The organism is Ochrobactrum vermis, from assembly GCF_002975205.1.
Lineage (GTDB): Bacteria > Pseudomonadota > Alphaproteobacteria > Rhizobiales > Rhizobiaceae > Brucella > Brucella vermis.
This window is the reverse complement of sequence record NZ_PCOC01000001.1, coordinates 26,101-46,772: the sequence shown is the minus strand read 5'-3', so window position 1 is coordinate 46,772 and position 20,672 is coordinate 26,101. Positions and strand designations below refer to the sequence as shown.

Sequence of the window (20,672 nt, the reverse complement as noted above, 5' to 3'; positions counted from 1 at the left end):
GCATCGTCGCGCGCCGCACGGCTTCCGCAAATCTCAGATCGCGTAGTCAAATACCAGTATCCCCTCGATGCCGCCATCGGCTGCTTCGACAAGGCTTTTACCTACCTTCGCGTGCTCGGGATGCGGAAGATAGGCGTCCCGCGCCGCGCCATCCGTGAAATCGACGACGAAACCGTGTCTGAATCCCTTTTCAAGATTTTCCGGACTGTTGTTTTCCCCAGCCGTGATGGACAGGATACCCCCGATCTTCTCCTTGAGGGCAACAACAGCTTGCAGTCTCTCTTCTATCTGCGCGGCTTTTAGTTCCGGTCTGAATTTGATGAGAACGATATGGCGTATCATGAATTGCTTCCGTGATTGAAAATGACGTTTCCAGGGCGATTCCAGTCAAGCATCGAAACCGCTCCATCTTCTCGTTTTGACGCATCTCTTTACCGCGAAACCGGTTCCACTTTCGGGAGATATGCTCAAAACAACCGCGATAGCGACGGCGATGTCTTTTCATACGGCATTTGTTGGAAAGGGAAAATGTTTCCGTCATCTGATACAAGGCGAAACAGCAGCGAAAGCCCGTGCGCGAACCGTTCGCAATCCCATGCATGACCAGCCTGAAATGCGCACGCCATCAGCGCCGGGGGGCGCGTTTCGATCCAATTGGCTCAGATCGGCACTCTAAATGCTGTTTTGACGCGTATCTTTTCCGAAAACCGCCACACACTTTTCGGGATACGCTCTCAATCCGTCCTATGAACTGATTTCCCAACGGAGAGGTTTGACGCTTTCCCGGATGCGCTCAAAAACGAAAAAGGCCGGGTTGAACCCGACCTTCCGCTTTCACCTGAGTTGCGCCAGTACATCCGTGGTCGCGGTCCCAAGTGAATTCCCGATATGCAAATGGGTATAACCCGTCTGCATTTCAGGAATATGACATTGCGGGCAGTGGCCAGATTGCTCCAAAACCGGTTCAACCCGGCCCTGCCCCGACAGTTCCGACACACAAACCGTTGCCTGAACTGCCGTATTCGTCCGACAGGCGTATCATCCACGCCCAATTCCATCCGCGTCAAACCCACTTCCGCAGGTGGACATTTATATTTCCCGCTTCAGGCACCCCGATCCACCTTTCGACAGACCCAGTTCGCAACCGTCCGAACGGTTCGCGCGCCCAAGTGAAGCATTGCCTGCCAAAACGTCATTGGCTTTGGCTCGTCCTTGCTGCCTTACCGCGATGCTTTGCACCACTCGGCCTGCAGACCCGTCGTCAGGCCGCCATCGGCGTTTCCGCCAGATCCGGATGGTTGTAATTCCACACCTCGATCAGGCATTGCCGCATCAAATCAAGATCGACCGGACCGATCTGGCTTAGTACAAGATCGAGTTCGTCAGGCTCTACGCCCTGGTTGAGTAACTCAACAATCGCCTCGATCAGAATTCGTTTATCGTCAAATCTGTAGCGCTGCATAAACCTGCTCCGCTAGCTGCCCCAACACATGGTCATAGATTAAACAGTCATGGTTAACCGAAGCTTAAGCCACGAAAAACCAACGCGATTTACCGACACCACGAACTGACACAGATGCTGCCCCCAACAACGTTCCCGCACGCACCTTCGGGAATTTTACAAATAACTCAAACAGAACAAATGAAATTTCTTCTTCTTTCGGACAAGATTAAGTCTAAATCTTAGTATATTTCACCCGGAAGCCAAGAACAAATTTTCAGCCAGCTATATTTTATTATTTACTTGCGTTTAAATGAGGCCCCTATGTCGTTCTTTCGGAAATACGTCGAATGGTCCTTCAGCTATGCTCGGCTAGCCGGGCTTGGGTTGCTTATCGGATCGAGCGTCATGGGCGGCTATCTCTATACGCTGCAATATAAGGGCAACGTTCATACCATCGTCGACGGGCAGGCTTATCGCTCCAACCAGCCGGACCCGGCGCGCATCGCTTCCTTGCAGAAGCTCTACGGCATCAAGACCATCATCAACCTGCGCGGTCCCGAACCGGGTTCGAAATGGTACGATGAAGAGATCACAGCCGCAAAGACGCTCGGTATCCAGCACGCCGATTTCGAAATGTCGTCAAGACGACAGTTAGACCCTGCACAAACCAGACAGTTGATCGCCCTGATGCAGAATGCGGAAAAGCCTGTTCTCATCCATTGCAAATCCGGCGCCGACCGTACCGGCCTGGCCGCAGCGCTCTATGTGGCGGCGGTTGCCAAGGGAGGTGAAAGCCGGGCCGAACGGCAAATGTCCATCGCCTACGGACATTTCGGTTTTCCGCTCAGCCCAACCTATGCGATGGAAAAGACATTCGAGGCTGTCGAAGCGGAACTGGGCTATACCGGCTCCTGACGGAGCCGCGCTTCCCAAACGCAAAACGCCGGGGACAAGCCCCAGCGTTTTTCTATCTTAAACGATTGACGATCTTATTCGAGGCCGACGATCTTGCCGTCATCCCACTTGAAGATGTCGAAGCTCGGCGAGCTGAGATCGCCGTTTTCGCCATAGGTCAGCGTGCCGATAGCGGTTTCGATCGGCTTGCCATCATGCAGAGCCTTGGCAACGGCGGCCGAATCATCGGTCGAACCGGCGCGTTCAATGCCAGCCTTGATGACTTCCACAGCAGCATAGGCGTTCATGGTGAACGCTTCAGCCGGGATGTTCTTGGCCTTCAGAGCCTCAATGGCATCCTTGGAAGCCGGATTCTTGGTGGCGTCCTTGGCATTGGTGAACAGCGTGCCCTGTGCGTTGGTGCCGCCGATTGCCCAATATTCGGTGTTGGACAGGCCTTCACCGCCGAGTACCAGCGCCTGCATGCCAGCGTCATGCAACTGACGCGACAGGAGACCGCCTTCGGCATGGTAGCCGCCGAAATAGACGATGTCGGTGCCAGCAGCCTTCAGCTTGGAAACGAGCGCGCTGAAGTCCTTGTCGCCCGGGGTAACCGAATCATATTGAACTTCGGTGACACCGCCCTTGTTGATCGCAGCCTTGAAAGCGTCGGCCAGACCCTTGCCATAGGCACCCTTGTCGTGGATGACGGCGACCTTCTTGTCCTTGAAATTCTTCAGGACGTAGTCGGCCATGACTTCGGCCTGCTGGTCGTCGCGACCGCAGGTGCGGAACACGTTTTCAAGTTTGCGCGCGGTCAGGTCCGGGCCGGTGGCGGTCGGGGTGACCATCAGGACGCCGTTTTCCGAGAACACGTCGGAAACAGGGATGGCAACGCCGGTCGTGACCGGGCCGACGACGAACTTGATGCCGTCGCCGACGATCTGGTTGGCGGCGGAAACGCCCTGCTTCGGTTCACCGGCATCGTCGGCAAACTTCAGTACGACTTTCTCGCCCTTGATGCCGCCAGCCTTGTTGATCACCTCAACAGCGGTTTCCGCACCCTTCTTCACCTGGTCACCGAAAGCGGCGACAGGGCCCGTCAGCGGTGCGACGACGCCGATGGTGATGTCTGCATAGGCGGCGCTGGCAAAGCCGAGTGTAGCTGCAAAAGCCACGCTGGACAGAAGTTTCAGGTTCATTCTTTTTCTCCTTTGTAGGGCAGCGTCCTCCGACGGCCCCGAGACAACCCTTGCCGGTCAAATCTCAGCGCATCTGCGCTGCCGAATTGCCGGGCCCTCCCTTTTGTTCATCGCATGATCTCAAAGGGTCAATCCAAAAGCTCGCCACACCAGCCTCGCGGCATCCCGGAGCCATAATATTATCCAAAATCGCATCCGCTCTTTCGGAATCATGCTCCAGACCGGGAGCGAGCTTTCATGATGTAATAAGAATGCATTTCCGGCTTTCGATTGCAAGCGCCAAGTACCCGCAACTACAACGAAAATCGGCTCCTCCCAAAGTCTTAGTTTCCTCCCTTCCACGTCGGTGATCGTTTCGCAAAAAAGGCCGCGATTCCCTCTGCGGCCTCTGGCGTTTCCCATGTATCGGCAAGACGGGTCAGCGTCATATCGATGACGGCCTCGTCTATCGGCGCGCCCAGTGCATGGACCAGCCGCTTGGAGGCGGCGACGGCTGCGGGCGGGGTGGCAAAATAGGGTTTTATCTCCGCCTCCACCGCCGCATCGAGACGTTCGGCCTCGACCACTTCGTGCAACAGACCGATGCGTCGCGCTTCCTCGGCATCGAACAGCCGCGCCGATGTGAATGTGCGTAGCGCATTGGCCTGCCCGATGCGCGCCACCACATAGGGGCTGATGGTAGCGGGTATTAGACCGAGCTTCGTCTCAGTCAGCCCGAAACGTGCGCCCGAAACGCCAATTGCTGCATCGCATACGCTGATGAGGCCCACGCCGCCGCCATAGGCCTGCCCATTGATGCGTCCGATCAATGGTTTCGGCAGATCGCGCAGCGCCTTCAGCATGAGGGCGAGCTTGCGCGCCTCTTCGATGCGCTGCGCACGCGTGGCTTTTACCTGCTCCTGCATCCATCCCAGATCGCCGCCCGCACAAAAGCTGGCGCCTGCGCCGGTCAGAACAACGAGACGCGCAGCTTCATTATCCGCCAGATGCAACACAGCCGTCAGAAGCTCGTCAATCATCTGGCCGGAGAGCGCGTTATGCTGGTCAGGACGATTGAGCGTCAGTGTCGCGACGCCGCGTTGGTCTATCGCAATCTGGATTGTTTCGAAGTCGCTCACATGTCCCCCTAGGCAGCTTTATCCTGGCGCAGCGCCTGTGCGAACAGAGCCGCCGATCTAAGCTTGTCCAGATCGAGGCCGGTTTCAAAACCCATTTCATGCAGCATTTCGACGACGCAAACCGTATCGACATTGCCCTTGGCACCCGGCGCGAACGGACAGCCGCCCAGCCCGCCAACCGAAGCATCGAACACCCGCAGACCCTTTTCCAGACTGACGCGGATATTGTCGAGCGCGCGGCCGCCCGTATCGTGAAAATGGCCGGCAAGGCTGTGCGCTGGTGCAATCGCCAGCACGGCATCGAGCATGGCCGCAACCTTGTCCGGCGCGCCACGCCCTATCGTGTCGCCAAGGCTCACCTCATGACAGCCGAGCGAGAAGAGTTGTTCGGTCACATCGGCAACCGCCTGCGGCGCGGTCGGTCCATCATAAGGACATTCCACAACGCAACTCACATAGCCACGAATGGCTAAGCCATCATTGATGGCTGCACCAATCACCGGCGCAAGCCGCTCGATGCTCTCTGCAATCGTGCAATTGATATTGGCCTTCGAAAAACCTTCCGAGGCGGAAACGAAAACCGCGATCTCGTCCGCATTGGCTGCAGCCGCCGCCTCATACCCCTTCATATTGGGCACGAGAACGGAATAACGCACACCGTCGGCGCGGCGAATCCCGGCCATCACTTCCGCCGCATCGGAAAGTTGCGGCACCCATTTGGGACTGACGAAACTCGTCGCCTCGATGCGAGCATAACCGCAGCCGGACAGGCGGTCGATCAGTGCGATCTTGTCCGCTGTCGGCACAAACCGCTTTTCATTCTGCAGGCCATCACGCGCAGCCATTTCAACGATTTCTACGTGTTCAGCCATGTTCTTCCTCCAGTTCTACAAGAAGGATACCTTCATTGACCTGATCGCCCGCTACAACGGTTACGGACGCAACCTTGCCGTCGCGCGGCGCGGTCAGCGAAAGCTCCATCTTCATTGCCTCCATCGTCACCAGTGGGTCGCCCTTGGCAACGCTGGCCCCCTCCACGGCAGAAACCAGTCGCACCAGTCCCGGCATCGGCGACAGGATGCGGCTCTCGCTCGAAGCATCCTCTTCCGCACCGGCAGACTGCACATGATGAAATATGGTGTCGCGACCTTCGAATTGCACCGTCACATCATGCCCGATGCGCAGGACTGATGCCTCCGAAACACGGCCATCAGCAACGAAGCGAACCAGCCCGTTTTCGTGAGAGCGGATTTCGATGGTACCGAAAGCGAAGCCGAAATGCCCGTCGCTCCCGGTCGTGAAGCTCACCGCATGACGCTCGCCATGATGATCGAGCAGGACCGAGCGCGATGCTTCTCCCCACAGGCGAAACCCGCGCAGGCTCGACCATGGGTCATCATTTTTGGGGGCGCCAGTTTTCGGCGCATCCAGAAGATCGAGTGCACCGAGTGCGGCCAACGCAAAGGCGATATCTGAAGGCTGCTCATTGGTGAACAGCGCTGCCGTCTCGCGCCCGATCAGGCCGGTATCGACATCGCCGGTGCGGAAAGCTTCGAGATTGCAGAGCGCCGACAGGAACTGCCGATTGGTTACGAGGCCTGCAATGCGGGTTTTGTTGAGTGCTGCATCAAGCTGGTTCAATGCCTCATCGCGCGTTGCGCCATGGGCGATGATCTTTGCGATCATCGGATCGTAGAACGGCGTGATCGTGTCGCCGGTGCGCACGCCGGAATCGACTCGCGCATTTTCAGGCGGTGCGAACAAAGCGAGCTTGCCCGTTGCGGGCAGAAAGTCGCGTGCCGGGTCCTCGGCATAAAGCCGCGCCTCGAAAGCCCAGCCATCGATTGCAAGTTCATCCTGCCGTTTCGGCAGCGGATCGCCGGAAGCCACACGCAATTGCCATTCGACCAGATCGAGACCGGTGATCGCTTCCGTCACCGGATGCTCCACCTGCAGGCGCGTGTTCATTTCCATGAAGAAGAACCGGTCGGGCCGCAGCCCATCCGACACATCGGCGATGAACTCCACCGTGCCTGCGCCGGAATAGCCGATTGCCAATGCGGCCTTCACCGCTGCTTCGCCCATTGCCGCGCGCATATCCGGCGTCATGCCGGGTGCTGGCGCTTCCTCGATCACCTTCTGGTGGCGGCGTTGCAGCGAGCAATCGCGCTCGAAAAGATGCACCGCATTGCCGTGATTGTCGCCAAAGACCTGCACCTCGATATGGCGCGGTTTGGTCATGTATTTTTCCACCAGCACGGCGCTGTCGCCGAACGATGCTTCGGCCTCACGACGCGCGCTTTCAAGTGCCGCGGTGAAATCCGCCGCCTGATCGACGCGCCGCATGCCCTTGCCGCCGCCACCAGCCCGCGCCTTGATAAGCACCGGATAGCCGATCCGGTCCGCCTCGCTTTTGAGGAAAGCGCCATCCTGATTGTCACCGTGATAGCCCGGTACGACCGGCACACTCGCCTTTTCCATCAACGCCTTGGCGGCATCCTTCAGCCCCATGGCGCGAATGGCTGTTGCCGAGGGACCGATAAAGACCAATCCCGCCGCCTCGACGGCATCTACAAAACCTGCGTTTTCCGAGAGAAAGCCATAGCCCGGGTGGATCGCCTCGGCTCCGGTTTCAAGTGCCGCTTTGATAATCGCCTCGACATTAAGATAGCTTTGTGCCGAAAGCGCCGGACCGACACGCACAGCCTCGTCAGCCATTTCCACATGCAGCGCCTTGGCATCCGCATCGGAATAAATTGCAACGGTGGCAATGCCCAATTCACGCGCCGTGCGAATGACCCGGCAGGCAATTTCCCCGCGATTGGCAATCAGTATTTTCCTGAACATCATTCTTGCCCTCGCGGGATGCGGGCGGAAAACCGCTTTACACTTTTCCTCATCCCGCGCCCCTCCCTACATTCTGAACAAGCCGAAACGCGTCGGCTCGACCGGCGCGTTCAGCGTTGCGGAAAGCGACAGTCCCAGCACTTCGCGGCTTTTGCGCGGATCGACAATACCATCGTCCCAAAGCCGCGCAGAGGCGTAGAGCGGGTGGCTCTGGCGCTCGAACATTTCGAGCGTCGGGCGCTTGAATTCCGCTTCCTCTTCCGCCGACCATGTTCCGCCGGTTCGCTCGATGCCGTCGCGCTTGACGGTTGCCAGCACGCCCGCCGCCTGTTCGCCGCCCATCACCGCAATGCGACTGTTCGGCCAGGTCCACAGGAAGCGTGGCGAATAGGCCCGGCCCGCCATGCCGTAATTACCCGCGCCATAGGACGCGCCGATCAGCATGGTGATTTTCGGCACATTGGCTGTCGCCACCGCCGTCACCAGCTTGGCGCCGTGCTTGGCGATACCTTCGGCCTCATATTTGCGACCGACCATGAAGCCGGTAATATTCTGCAAAAACACCAGCGGAATATTGCGCTGGCAGCAAAGCTCGATGAAATGCGCGCCCTTGGTCGCCGCTTCGGAAAACAGCACGCCATTATTGGCGATGATCCCGACCGGCATACCGTAGATGCTGGCAAAGCCGCAGACCAATGTGGTGCCGTAACGCGCCTTGAACTCATCGAAATCCGAGCCATCGACCAGCCGCGCAATCACTTCGCGCACATCATAGGGAATACGCGTATCCGCCGAGACCACGCCAAGCAGTTCTTCCGGGTCGTAAAGCGGGGCCGCGCTATCGCCTTTTGGGATGAAGCTGCGCTTTTCGCTGTTGAGATTGGCGGCAATGGCGCGCGCAACCTGGAGGGCGTGGGCGTCGTCATTGGCCAGATGATCGGCCACACCGGAAAGCCGTGTGTGCACATCGCCACCGCCGAGATCTTCCGCCGTTACCACTTCGCCGGTTGCGGCCTTCACCAGCGGCGGACCGGCCAGAAAGATCGTGCCCTGATTGCGCACGATGACGGTCTCGTCGCTCATGGCGGGCACATAAGCGCCGCCTGCCGTGCATGATCCCATGACCACGGCGACCTGAGGAATACCCGCAGCCGACATCTGCGCCTGATTGTAGAAGATGCGTCCGAAATGGTCGCGATCCGGAAAAACCTCGTCCTGATTGGGCAGGTTCGCGCCACCGGAATCGACCAGATAAATGCAGGGCAGGCGATTCTCGCCCGCGATCTCCTGCGCACGCAGATGCTTTTTCACCGTCACCGGATAGTAGGTGCCGCCCTTCACCGTCGCATCGTTGCAGACGATCATGCATTCACGGCCCGACACACGCCCCACGCCGGTAATGATTCCGCCCGAAGGCGCCGCGCCACCATACATGCCATGCGCTGCCGTCAGCCCCACTTCGAGAAAAGGCGAGCCGGGATCGAGCAATTGCGCCACGCGCTCGCGCGGGAGCAGCTTGCCGCGCGCGACATGACGTTCACGCGCTTTCTCGCCGCCGCCATCAATGGCAGTGCGAGATGCTTCCGCCGCCACCTCAATCGCTGCCAGCATAGCCTTGCGATTGGCTTCAAAAGTGGCGCTACGGGTCGAAATTTCCGATTTCAGAACCGGCATCAACGGGTCTCCTGAAACAATTCCCGTCCGATCAGCATACGCCGGATTTCCGACGTGCCCGCACCGATTTCGTAAAGCTTGGCATCGCGCAGCAGACGCCCGGTCGGATAGTCGTTGATATAGCCATTGCCGCCCAGCGACTGGATGGCCTGCAAGGCCATCTGGGTCGCATTTTCTGCCGTATAGAGAATGCAGCCCGCCGCATCCTTGCGTGTCGTCTCGCCCCGGTCGCAGGCCGCCGCCACCGCATAAGTATAGGCGCGCGAGGCGTTGAAGGTCACATACATGTCGGCAAGCTTGCCCTGCATCAGCTGGAACTCGCCAATCGGCTGATCAAACTGCTTGCGCTCATGCACATAGGGCACCACGACATCGAGACACGCCGCCATGATGCCAAGCGGACCGCCCGCCAGCACCACACGCTCATAATCGAGACCGGACATCAGCACATTGACGCCCTTGCCGACCTCGCCCAGAAGGTTCTCGGCAGGCACTTCGCAATTTTCAAACACCAATTCGCAGGTGTTGGAGCCGCGCATGCCAAGCTTGTCGAGCTTTTGTGCTGTGGAGAAACCTGCAAAGCCTTTTTCGACGATAAAGGCGCTCATCCCGCGTGGGCCAGCCGAAGGATCGGTCTTGGCATAGACCACCAGCACATCGGCATCCGGGCCGTTGGTGATCCACATCTTGTTGCCGTTCAGCACATAGGCGTCGCCGCGCTTTTCGGCGCGAAGCTTCATCGAAACCACGTCCGATCCAGCGCCCGGCTCGGACATGGCAAGCGCGCCGACATGTTCACCGGAAATGAGCTTTGGCAGATATTTCGCGCGCTGTTCAGGCGAACCGTTGCGCTTGATCTGGTTGACGCAGAGGTTGGAATGCGCGCCATAGCTGAGGCCGATGGAAGCGGAAGCCCGGCTGATTTCTTCCATCGCGATGCAATGGGCAAGATAGCCCATGCCCGCGCCGCCGTATTCTTCGGGCGCAGTAATGCCGAGTACGCCAAGCTCACCCAGTTCACGCCAAAGATGCATTGGAAATGCGTTGTTGCGGTCGGTTTCAGCGGCAAGCGGCGCGATGCGGCTTTCCGCGAAACGGCGCACCGTATCACGAAGGGCTTCGATCTCCTCGCCAAGACCGAAATTCATGCCCGATGCAAACATACTCGTCCTCCACAAGTTCTGCCCGGTGTCCATCTTTTGCAAGATGGCTATGTCCGGCCAGAGTGTCCCGTGAATTTCGAATAGGCAACCGTTTTGCGTGGCGTTCTGTGGCTATTTATTGCCGAATAACGAAATTTTGTTGCGCCCGTTATCCGGCAACTCCAAGCGGTTGGAGGCTGACCAAATCAGTCCTCATGCAGCTCCGCAATGTCGCGATAAAGCTCCAGCGCTTCCGGATTGGCGAGCGCCTCGCGGTTCTTCACGTCGCGCCCATGCACGATATCGCGGACGGCAAGCTCCACGATCTTGCCGGATTTGGTGCGCGGAATATCCTGCACTGCCACGATCTTCGCCGGGACGTGGCGCGGCGTGGCGCCCGTGCGGATCTTGGTCTTGATGCGCACTTTCAGACCGTCATCGAGCGTCACGCCTTCAGCAAGCCGCACGAACAGCACAACACGCACATCCTGGTCCCAATCCTGCCCGATGCAGAGCGCCTCCGCGATCTCCGGCATTTGTTCGACCTGATTGTAAATCTCCGCCGTACCAATGCGTACGCCGCCGGGATTGAGTGTCGCATCCGAACGGCCATGGATGACGATGCCATCATGTTCAGTCCATTCGGCAAAATCGCCATGGCACCAGATATTGTCGAAGCGCTCGAAATAGGCGGCCTGATATTTCGCGCCTTCGGGATCGTTCCAGAATTGCAGCGGCATGCATGGAAACGCCTTCGTGCAGACCAGTTCGCCTTTCTCGCGGCGGACCGGCTTGCCGTCGTCGTTCCAGACATCGACGGCCATGCCAAGACCAGCGCCCTGAATTTCACCCAGCCAGACCGGTTCGGTCGGCACGCCCAGCACGAAGCAGGACACAATATCCGTACCGCCGGAAATGGATGCCAGATGCACGTCCGGCTTGATGGCGTCATAGACGAAGGCAAAGCCCTCCGGCGACAGCGGCGAACCGGTGGACGAAACCGTGCGCAGCGCCGACAGATCATGCGTTTCGCCCGGCTTCAGCCCGGCTTTCAGCACAGCGTCGATAAACTTTGCCGATGTGCCGAAATAAGTCATGCCCTCGGCGGCGGCATAATCAAACAGCACATTGCCATCGGGATAGAAAGGCGAACCGTCATAGAGCAGAAGCGTTGCCCCCGAGGCGATGCCCGAAGCAAGCCAGTTCCACATCATCCAGCCGCATGTCGTGAAATAGAAGAAGCGGTCGCCGTCGCGAATATCCGCATGCAGGCGGTGTTCTTTCAAATGCTGCAACAGCACGCCGCCAGCGCGATGAACGATGCATTTCGGAATGCCCGTCGTGCCGGAGGAAAACAGGATACAAAGCGGATGATCGAAAGGCAGATGCGTGAATTCGACAGGATTTGCCACAAAGCCACTCAGCGCTTCATCGAGCGCGATGCCCTTCTCGGCGCTCTGCGCAACCGCTTCCGCCTCCCCCAGATACGAAACAATCACCGACCGCCTCAGTCCGGGCAGCTTTGCCGTGACCTGAGCGATCTTGTCGGCCACATCGATACGCTTGCCGTTGTACCAGTAGCCATCGCAGGCAAAGAACAGTTTCGGCTCGATCTGGCCGAAACGGTCGAGCACGCCTTGCACACCGAAATCCGGCGAGCACGACGACCAGACTGCACCGATGGAGCTGGCAGCCAACATCAGGGCTACGGCCTCCGGCATGTTGGGCATCATGCCCGCCACGCGGTCGCCAGGCTGAACGCCTTCCGCCAGCATGAATTGCTGTAGCTTCGAGACCTGCGCGTGAAGATCATCCCAGGTCAGACGGCGCTCGACCTTGTCCTCGCCGCGAAAGATGATCGCCTCCTCGTCACCGTGATAACGCAACAGGTTCTCGGCAAAATTGAGCCGTGCCTCGGGAAAGAATTTTGCCTCGCGCATATGTCCCTTGTCGACGAGAGCCGTATTGCCGCGCTCGCCGATAATCTCGCAGAAATCCCACACAAGCTGCCAGAACCCGGCGCGATCCTCGATTGACCAGCGATGCAGCGCGGCATAATCCGGCAGGCTCTGGCCCGTGCGCTGTTCTGCGCGAATGCGGAATTGTTCCAGATTGCTGGCGGCAATGCGCCCGGCATCCGGCTGCCACAGTGGATGGTCGTGCGAAAATTGCGTGGGGACTGCGTTGGTGCTCATCATTCCTCCCGTAACGATATGAAGCTGACCCTCTCCCGATGAGCTTCGTCCCGGGTTTCTACAGCATCGGCTCATCACCCGGCAAGGGAACTGATTTGAGAAAGATCAGGCGGGGCCGGCACGCGATAACATCGCCGGCCTGTCCTCCTGCCGGCTCAACCAGCGATCGATCCGTGTCACCAGCCAGCGGTGAACAGGATTTTCGAACAGGTGGTAGGCGGCAATAGCGGTCAACAGGCTTGCAAAAACACCTCCGGCGATGAGCATGACCGCGCCTGCCGTCGTCTCCCCCCATTGATCCGGGGTCGCTCTGAAAAACATCATCCCGACCACGGGATGAAGAATGAAAATACCGAAGCTGTAGCGGGAGAGTTTTGTCAGGACGCTCCATTGCAGCGGCGTATAAACGCCCTGAATGGAAGCGATATAGAGCACATAGGTACCGGCATAAAGGAATGCCAGCCGCCAGGGTCCTTCAAGTGTGTTGGGTTCGCCCGGCCCGTTTCCCGGATGATAGAACAGAAAGACCAGCAGGCAGACGGCGAGCAATGCCTTGATTGCCGCAACCGGCACCGCAGGATGTGTTCGCCTTGCAAGCCACATACCGAAGAGAAAGGACGGCAAGGCTCGGAAGACACCTATATCGGACAACTGAATGCGGGTGAGTGACAACACACCGAGCTTCTGCGCCAGATATTCACCGCCGACGATAGTCGCTATCACGCCTGCAAGAACCCAGCTCCCGTAGCGATGGTACAACATGTCGAACAGCGGAAAACCGAGATACATGGCAAAAAGGGCACTGAGCGACCAGCTCACATAGTTATAGGATAAAGTGTGACCCAATCCCCAATTGTGGACTAACAGAAGCTGGGTCAGTCCGTCTCGCCAGCTCGTGCTGGGATCGACCAGAGGATGGAGAACTCCCGCTGCCGTCAGAATCGAAAGAAGCGCGAAACACGAGAAAGCCGCCACATGCAATGGGTAGATTCGCGCCAGTCGCTTTCCGACAAAAGCCACATAACGGGCCCAGCTCCAGAGGTAATGACGCCGTCTCGCCAGAAACAATCCAGAAAGAATAAAAAAGACATCGGTAAAATAAGCGAAAGTTAATATAAAATCGCTCAACGGCTCATTCTTCACCGGAATTCGGAAAGAAAAATGAAAGATCGCGATTCCGGCACATAACAAAAACCGCAATCCATCGAAATCAGAAAGTCTTTTCATTCAACATAACACTGATAAATTACTTCGATGAAGTTCTATTTATCAATTTTAAGGAATTGTCGAGCGCAACTTAGGCGTGAAAGATGCCTGATACGACAATTTCGATGCACGCGTCAGTCCGCAGCAGCGAAATGCTCCATCTGGTCGGTAAAGGCTTTCTGGAAAGCGGGCCGCGCGGTGGCGCGTTCGACATAGGCCCGGCAGACAGGATGCTGCGCCAATCCGTCGAAGTGGTCGACCAGACGTAACACATCAGCCATCAGAATATCGGCAACCGAAAACCTGTCCGTCAGCCATTTGCGACCGGACAGCACCTGTTCCATATGCCCCAGCCGCCCCGCCAGAAAACTGTCCATGAGCTTGCGCCCCGGCGTCTGCTCGTCATCGCCGGTGAATCTATAAAGGGCGAGCGGCAAGGCGGCCATTTCGACCGAATTCAACGCAGCAAACAGCCACTGTATGACCTCGTTTCGTGCCCTCGCATCGCTCGGCAGGAGCACGTCGCTCTTCTCGGCGATATGAAGCAGGATAGCGCCACTTTCGAAGACCGATATATCGCCATCGATCAGCCATGGCACCTGCCCGAAGGGCTGATGCATGAAATGTTCGGACCCGCGATCCTTGAAAGGAACACCTTCGACACGGTAGGGGAACCCGGCTTCTTCCAGCGCCCAACGCACCCGGAGATCACGCACAAAGCCGCGTGGCATTTTGGGAACCCAGTCGAATGTCGCCAAGATCATTTCTGTCATGGGAAACGACATAGCGCACGAACAAGTTTTGTCCAATGACAGTTATTGTGCCGACCGATGCCGGAATGCTTTCGGGCTTTTGGAAAGGAAAATTTGGTGGAGCCAAGCGGGATCGAACCGCTGACCTCCTGCATGCCATGCAGGCGCTCTCCCAGCTGAGCTATGGCCCCATCAGACCTCTTTCGAGGCGCATCAGGCAGGACTTGCTGCCCGGTGTGGCGGCTTATTAAATGGCGTTTGTCAGAAGATCAAGAGCTAAATCGCAACTCTTTTCACATCTGCCAAAAATAATTCACAGATCGCGCTGAAGCAGCCATGCGAAGGCGCTCCAAACAAAACGAGGCGACCCGAAGGTCGCCTCGCAAAAAACATCAGATCCTGATCCGCAGATGGATCAGCCCTCTTCGTCGTCGCCGCCGACACCACCGCCGAGAATGCCCGACATGTCGTCGTCCTCGTCTTCCTCTTCTTCGAGGAAGGTGTCTTCATCGTCGTCGCCGAGATCAACATCGTCGTCGTCGTCGCCCATATCCGGCAGATCGTCGCCAGTGCCCTTGGTTTCGTCGTCGGCATCCTCGAGCGAGACGAATTCCGGCTTTTCGAGTGCCGTATCGACTTCTTCCTCTTCGGTTTCCTCTTCGACAACACGGCTTTCAAGCGTGGAATCGAAGTACGAACGCGGATAGGAAATGCCGGTATAGGGCGAAACGATCGGGTCGCGATTGAGATCGTAAAATTTCTTGCCCGTTTCCGGGTCGATACGCTTGGTACCTAGTTCAGTTTTTGTCACGTCTAGCCTCGTTAATTTGCACGGGGACACAAATTCATAAAATCGCGCCGGGATGATTGCCTTGAAGCATGTTGCCTAACACCATGCTGTTCACTCAAACATATGGCAAGGGGCAAGTCTTAAGCGCGTTTATATTGTTGTCCGGTGCATAAACGCAATTTGGCGCATTTGTCAAAGCCAAACGCACAGGCGCGCGCAGACTCTTGCTTCTCCCTCCTGGTTATCGGTGTCGCCCGCGCCGCGTATTCGCGGATGACCCCGGCATTTTCCTATGCTAGGGAAGCCCTGCTTATCTCTCAATCCCGGCGCGTGTCCGCGCCAAAAATGCGACAGTGAAAAATCCATGTCCCATTCCGCATCCCCGAAACCAGCAATCGCCCGCCGCTCGGAGGCTTTAAAGGGCGAAATCCGCATTCCGGGCGACAAATCCATCTCGCATCGTTCCTTTATGTTTGGTGGCCTTGCATCGGGTGAAACCCGCATCACTGGCCTTTTGGAAGGTGAAGACGTCATCAATACCGGTCGCGCCATGCAGGCCATGGGCGCAAAAATCCGCAAGGATGGTGATGTCTGGATCATCAACGGCGTCGGCAATGGCTGCCTGTTGCAGCCCGAAGCTGCCCTTGATTTCGGCAATGCCGGAACCGGTGCGCGCCTCACCATGGGCCTTGTCGGCACCTATGACATGAAAACCGCCTTTATCGGCGACGCATCGCTAACCTCGCGCCCTATGGGCCGCGTGCTGAATCCTTTGCGTGAAATGGGCGTTCAGGTGGAAGCAGCCGCTGGCGACCGCATGCCGCTGACACTGATCGGCCCCAGGACGGCTAATCCGATCACCTATCGCGTGCCGATGGCCTCCGCACAGGTGAAATCCGCCGTGCTGCTCGCCGGCCTCAACACGCCGGGCGTCACCACCGTGATCGAGCCGGTCATGACCCGTGACCATACCGAAAAGATGCTGCAGGGTTTTGGCGCCGATCTATCGGTTGAAACCGACAAGGACGGCGTTCGCCATATCCGCATCACCGGACAGGGCAAGCTCACCGGCCAGACCATCGACGTACCGGGCGATCCATCCTCGACCGCCTTCCCGCTCGTTGCCGCCCTTCTGGTCGAAGGTTCGGACGTCACCATCCGTAACGTGCTGATGAACCCGACCCGTACCGGCCTGATCCTGACGCTACAGGAAATGGGCGCCGATATCGAAATCATCGATCCGCGTCTTGCCGGTGGCGAGGATGTTGCCGATCTGCGCGTCAAGGCCTCGAAGCTTAAGGGCGTCGTCGTTCCGCCTGAACGCGCACCGTCGATGATCGATGAATATCCGGTTCTGGCCGTTGCTGCATCCTTCGCGGAAGGTGAAACCCTCATGGACGGTCTCGACGAGCTGCGTGTCAAGGAATCGGATCGGCTTGCTGCGGTTGCGCGCGGCCTCGAAGCCAATGGCGTCGATTGCACCGAAGGCGAGATGTCGCTGACGGTACGCGGTCGCCCCGACGGCAAGGGACTGGGCGGCGGCACGGTCGCAACCCATCTCGATCACCGCATCGCGATGAGTTTTCTCGTGATGGGGCTGGCATCGGAAAAGCCGGTAACGGTTGACGACAGCACAATGATCGCCACGTCCTTCCCAGAATTCATGAGCATGATGCCGGGACTGGGCGCGAAGATCGAGCTGAGCGACGCACGATGATGCCGTTCATCGTCGCTATCGACGGACCGGCCGCCTCGGGCAAGGGAACCCTTGCCCGGCGCATTGCCATTCATTACGGCATGCCGCATCTGGACACGGGACTGACCTATCGCGCCGTCGCCAAGGCGCTTATCGACAAGGGCCTTCCCCTCGACGATGAAGCGGTGGCGGCCGAAGCGGCACTCAATCTCGATCTGCGCGAGATGGACAAGGCAGTCCTTTCCGCTCATACGATCGGCGAAGCGGCATCGAAGGTTGCGGTCATGCCGAAGGTCAGGCGTGCGCTTGTCGACGCGCAGCGCAATTTCGCCAACGCCCTGCCCTCAAGCGTGCTTGACGGGCGCGATATCGGCACAGTCGTCTGTCCCGATGCTGCCATAAAACTCTTCGTCACAGCCTCGCCGGAAGTCCGCGCCGAGCGTCGTTATGAAGAGATCGTGGCGCGCGGCGAGAAGGCGGATTTCGCGGAAATCCTGGCAGACCTCAAGAAACGCGACGAGCGTGACACAAACCGCATCGATTCTCCGCTCAGGCCCGCTGAAGACGCGCACTTGCTTGATACGAGCGAAATGAGTATAGAAGCGGCATTTCTAGCCGCAAAAAAGCTGATCGATCACGCTTTGGCGCAGCATCGGGGATGAAACCGGCAAGTTTTTAAGCTTTTCGGGCTTCATTACGCCTCGAAGAACTGGATTATTGTGAGTTCGGACCTATATAGGCTGCACTCATACAGAAAAGCCTGACTTCGCGTTCCACGCGCCGGTTGTCTGCAAAGACGGGGCCGAGGTCGGGCATAACGCAACACTAACCCCCGGCGCCGCATCCGATGAATTTTCCGGATGCACCAGGAGTATTCATGTCAGAATTCAATCCATCCCTCGCAGACTTCGAATCGCTGCTGGCGGAATCCTTTGCAACGAACGACCTTGCTGAAGGTTATGTCGTCAAGGGCCGCATCGTAGCCATTGAAAAGGACATGGCGATCATCGACGCCGGTCTGAAGGTCGAAGGCCGCGTGCCGCTGAAGGAATTCGGCGCAAAGGGCAAAGACGGCACGCTGAAGCCGGGCGACGAAGTGGAAGTTTACGTCGAGCGTATCGAAAACGCTCTGGGCGAAGCTGTCCTGTCGCGCGAAAAAGCACGCCGTGAAGAAAGCTGGGTCAAGCTCGAGCAGAAGTTCGCCAATGGCGAGCGCGTCGATGGCGTCATCTTCAATCAGGTCAAGGGTGGTTTCACCGTCGATCTCGACGGCGCCGTTGCCTTCCTGCCGCGTTCGCAGGTCGACATCCGTCCGATCCGCGACGTCACCCCGCTCATGCACGTCCCGCAGCCGTTCGAAATCCTCAAGATGGACAAGCGCCGCGGCAACATCGTTGTCTCGCGTCGTACCGTTCTCGAAGAGAGCCGTGCAGAACAGCGTTCGGAAATCGTCCAGAACCTTGAAGAAGGTCAGGTTGTTGAAGGCGTCGTCAAGAACATCACCGATTACGGTGCGTTCGTTGACCTCGGCGGCATCGACGGTCTCCTGCACGTGACCGACATGGCATGGCGCCGCGTCAACCATCCGTCGGAAATCCTCACCATCGGCCAGACGGTCAAGGTGCAGATCATCCGCATCAACCAGGAAACCCATCGTATCTCGCTCGGCATGAAGCAGCTCGAGAGCGATCCTTGGGATGGTATCGGCGCGAAGTACCCGATCGGCAAAAAGATCACCGGCACCGTCACGAACATCACCGACTACGGTGCGTTCGTCGAAATCGAGCCGGGCATCGAAGGCCTCATCCACGTTTCCGAAATGTCGTGGACCAAGAAGAATGTCCATCCGGGCAAGATTCTCTCCACCACGCAGGAAGTCGAAGTCGTTGTGCTCGAAGTTGATCCGGTCAAGCGCCGCATCTCGCTCGGCCTCAAGCAGACCCTCGACAATCCGTGGACGACCTTTGCCCAGAAGTACCCTGTCGGTACCGTTGTTGAAGGCGAAGTCAAGAACAAGACCGAATTCGGCCTGTTCATCGGCCTCGACGGCGACGTTGACGGCATGGTTCACCTCTCCGACCTCGACTGGAACCGTCCGGGCGAACAGGTCATCGAAGAGTACAACAAGGGTGAAGTCGTCAAGGCTGTCGTTCTCGATGTCGACATCGACAAGGAACGCATCTCGCTCGGCATCAAGCAGCTTTCCGGCGACAAGGTCGGCGAAGCAGCAGCTTCGGGTGAACTGCGCAAGAACGCCGTTGTAACCTGTGAAGTCACAGCAATTACCGACGGCGGCCTTGAAGTTCGTCTGGTCGATCACGACCTCGACAGCTTCATCAAGCGCTCCGATCTGTCGCGTGACCGCGATGAACAGCGTCCAGAACGCTTCACCGTTGGTCAGAAGGTTGACGCTCGCGTCATCGCCTTCGACAAGAAGACCCGCAAGCTGCAGGTCTCGATCAAGGCTCTTGAAATCGCTGAAGAAAAAGAAGCAGTTGCTCAGTACGGTTCGTCCGACTCGGGCGCTTCGCTCGGCGACATTCTTGCTGCAGCCATGAAGAAGTCGGAAAAGAACTAATCTTTCCCTCTTCGACTGAACATGGAAAAGCCCGCCTTTCGGCGGGCTTTTTCTTTATTAAATAAATTTAAGATATCCCCCCTGCCACGAAATGGTCACGAACCGGGTGAATTTTATGTATTCGATAAATATAGTTTCGACACCCTTTTCAGAAACAGCAGTAAAAAAGCTAACAATTTTTAACGAAACCAATTTTGGAGGAGCAAAGCATCCAAAAATAATATTGACCTAAAATTATCTATACAGAATTATTTTTGAAGGGATTGCATACGATGATTTCCAGAACCACTTCCTTGACTGCAATGCTGCTTTCAACCGCACTGCTCAGCGCTTCCTTTGCAGCGTCGAGCTTTGCCGACGATGCGGCAAAGCCGAAAGCCGCTGCAGCACAGGGCATGAAAGTTGCCCAGCAGGACGCCATCAAGAAGCTGGATGCGATTTCCGGCGACGGCCTGGCAGCAGTGCGTGGCATCACACTGGCGAGACTGGCCATTTTTCAGGGAACGCCCGACCAGGCAAAGGTCATCCTGACGACCGTCAAGGACGACCTGGACAAGGCACTGAAAGACACCCCTTCATTGCTCGACAAGATGAAAGCGGCTGGCGCTTCAGCCGATGAAATCGCCGAGGTTCAATCAGGCACATTGCCGGTCGATATGGAAGTCGGCGTCGTCGACGATTACAAGCTGACGCCGGAAAAGGCGGCACATCTCAAAAAGGCCAATGACCATATCCAGCACGGGCGCAAGAAAGAGGCCCAGGAAGAACTGAAGCTCGCGGATGTCGATCTGGTAATAACCGAAACGACGGCTAATCTGCCCGCCATCGACAAGGATGTCGATCTGGCCCTGGAGCAGCTCGGCGATGCCAAATATTACGATGCCAACCTGACCCTCATCAAGGCGGAACGCATGGTGACAATCCGCTCCAATATGTCGATGGACGACACCAAGGACGCGGGCAAAACAGCTGCCCCAGCCGACGCAAAGTCTGCTGATACTGCCAAGAAAAGCTGAATATAGAGCGCATCCCGAAAAGTGTGAAACGGCTTTCGGAAAGATGCGCGTTAAAATAAACAGTTAGAGCGCCAACCTGATTCAATCAGATCGAAACGCGCTCTAGCTTGCAGGAAGA

At 57.5% G+C, this 20,672-nt stretch carries 17 protein-coding genes and 1 tRNA gene; 5 read left to right on the top strand and 13 right to left on the bottom strand.

What is annotated here, in order from left to right; translation table 11 throughout:
- Window positions 1–33: 33 nt before the first annotated feature.
- A complete protein-coding gene (locus CQZ93_RS00215; RefSeq protein WP_105540787.1) occupies window positions 34–342 on the bottom strand; it encodes a Dabb family protein in 309 nt (102 codons plus the stop codon).
- A gap of 919 nt (window positions 343–1,261) precedes the next feature.
- Window positions 1,262–1,462, bottom strand: a complete 201-nt coding sequence (locus tag CQZ93_RS00210; RefSeq protein WP_105540786.1) for a hypothetical protein — start codon at window positions 1,460–1,462, stop codon at window positions 1,262–1,264.
- Between the two features lie 303 nt (window positions 1,463–1,765).
- Between CQZ93_RS00210 and CQZ93_RS00205 the strand changes: the two genes are divergently transcribed.
- Window positions 1,766–2,359: a tyrosine-protein phosphatase gene (locus CQZ93_RS00205; protein WP_105540785.1), complete on the top strand. Its 594-nt coding sequence runs from the start codon at window positions 1,766–1,768 to the stop codon at window positions 2,357–2,359.
- 74 nt (window positions 2,360–2,433) lie between these two features.
- On the opposite strand, the gene CQZ93_RS00200 is transcribed toward CQZ93_RS00205, so the two are convergent.
- From CQZ93_RS00200 to CQZ93_RS00145, 11 genes are all read right to left on the bottom strand, one after another.
- Window positions 2,434–3,540, bottom strand: coding sequence for a branched-chain amino acid ABC transporter substrate-binding protein (locus CQZ93_RS00200; protein ID WP_105540784.1), 1,107 nt, complete (start codon window positions 3,538–3,540; stop codon window positions 2,434–2,436).
- A gap of 323 nt (window positions 3,541–3,863) precedes the next feature.
- Window positions 3,864–4,658 carry a crotonase/enoyl-CoA hydratase family protein gene (locus CQZ93_RS00190; protein WP_105540783.1) on the bottom strand — a complete coding sequence of 265 codons (795 nt, stop codon included), beginning with the start codon at window positions 4,656–4,658 and terminating at the stop codon, window positions 3,864–3,866.
- Between the two features lie 8 nt (window positions 4,659–4,666).
- Complete coding sequence (locus CQZ93_RS00185) at window positions 4,667–5,530, bottom strand: hydroxymethylglutaryl-CoA lyase (RefSeq protein ID WP_105540782.1); 864 nt, start codon at window positions 5,528–5,530, stop codon at window positions 4,667–4,669.
- Window positions 5,523–7,505, bottom strand: a complete 1,983-nt coding sequence (locus CQZ93_RS00180) for an acetyl/propionyl/methylcrotonyl-CoA carboxylase subunit alpha (protein ID WP_105543113.1) — start codon at window positions 7,503–7,505, stop codon at window positions 5,523–5,525. The genes CQZ93_RS00185 and CQZ93_RS00180 overlap by 8 nt, the downstream gene beginning before the upstream one ends.
- 66 nt (window positions 7,506–7,571) lie before the next feature.
- The gene (locus tag CQZ93_RS00175) at window positions 7,572–9,179 is read right to left on the bottom strand and encodes a carboxyl transferase domain-containing protein (RefSeq protein ID WP_105540781.1); all 1,608 of its coding nucleotides are present in this window, start codon (window positions 9,177–9,179) and stop codon (window positions 7,572–7,574) included.
- Window positions 9,179–10,327, bottom strand: coding sequence for an isovaleryl-CoA dehydrogenase (locus CQZ93_RS00170; protein ID WP_181153354.1), 1,149 nt, complete (start codon window positions 10,325–10,327; stop codon window positions 9,179–9,181). Before CQZ93_RS00170 ends, CQZ93_RS00175 begins: the two co-directional genes overlap by 1 nt.
- A 200-nt stretch (window positions 10,328–10,527) precedes the next feature.
- A complete protein-coding gene (locus CQZ93_RS00165) occupies window positions 10,528–12,516 on the bottom strand; it encodes an acetoacetate--CoA ligase (RefSeq protein ID WP_105540779.1) in 1,989 nt (662 codons plus the stop codon).
- Between the two features lie 105 nt (window positions 12,517–12,621).
- On the bottom strand, window positions 12,622–13,743 hold the full coding sequence (locus CQZ93_RS00160) for an acyltransferase family protein (RefSeq protein WP_105540778.1): 1,122 nt from the start codon (window positions 13,741–13,743) through the stop codon (window positions 12,622–12,624).
- A 113-nt stretch (window positions 13,744–13,856) separates the two neighbouring features.
- A complete protein-coding gene (locus tag CQZ93_RS00155; protein WP_105543112.1) occupies window positions 13,857–14,495 on the bottom strand; it encodes a glutathione S-transferase family protein in 639 nt (212 codons plus the stop codon).
- 94 nt (window positions 14,496–14,589) lie between these two features.
- Window positions 14,590–14,665: transfer RNA gene (locus tag CQZ93_RS00150), tRNA-Ala, on the bottom strand.
- A 224-nt stretch (window positions 14,666–14,889) separates the two neighbouring features.
- Complete coding sequence (locus CQZ93_RS00145; RefSeq protein WP_105540777.1) at window positions 14,890–15,285, bottom strand: TIGR02300 family protein; 396 nt, start codon at window positions 15,283–15,285, stop codon at window positions 14,890–14,892.
- A 343-nt stretch (window positions 15,286–15,628) separates the two neighbouring features.
- On the opposite strand from CQZ93_RS00145, the gene aroA reads away from it, so the two are divergent.
- The 4 genes from aroA (at window position 15,629) to CQZ93_RS00125 (ending at window position 20,554) form a co-directional block, all read left to right on the top strand.
- Window positions 15,629–16,981 (top strand): 3-phosphoshikimate 1-carboxyvinyltransferase, encoded by a 1,353-nt coding sequence (gene aroA, locus CQZ93_RS00140; RefSeq protein WP_105540776.1) that lies wholly within the window; start codon window positions 15,629–15,631, stop codon window positions 16,979–16,981.
- Entirely contained in the window at window positions 16,981–17,622 is a 642-nt protein-coding gene (gene cmk / locus CQZ93_RS00135) for a (d)CMP kinase (protein ID WP_105543111.1), read from the top strand. Before aroA ends, cmk begins: the two co-directional genes overlap by 1 nt.
- A gap of 215 nt (window positions 17,623–17,837) precedes the next feature.
- Window positions 17,838–19,538 carry a 30S ribosomal protein S1 gene (rpsA, locus tag CQZ93_RS00130; RefSeq protein ID WP_105540775.1) on the top strand — a complete coding sequence of 567 codons (1,701 nt, stop codon included), beginning with the start codon at window positions 17,838–17,840 and terminating at the stop codon, window positions 19,536–19,538.
- A 272-nt stretch (window positions 19,539–19,810) separates the two neighbouring features.
- Window positions 19,811–20,554 (top strand): YfdX family protein, encoded by a 744-nt coding sequence (locus CQZ93_RS00125; protein WP_105540774.1) that lies wholly within the window; start codon window positions 19,811–19,813, stop codon window positions 20,552–20,554.
- Window positions 20,555–20,672: the final 118 nt, after the last annotated feature.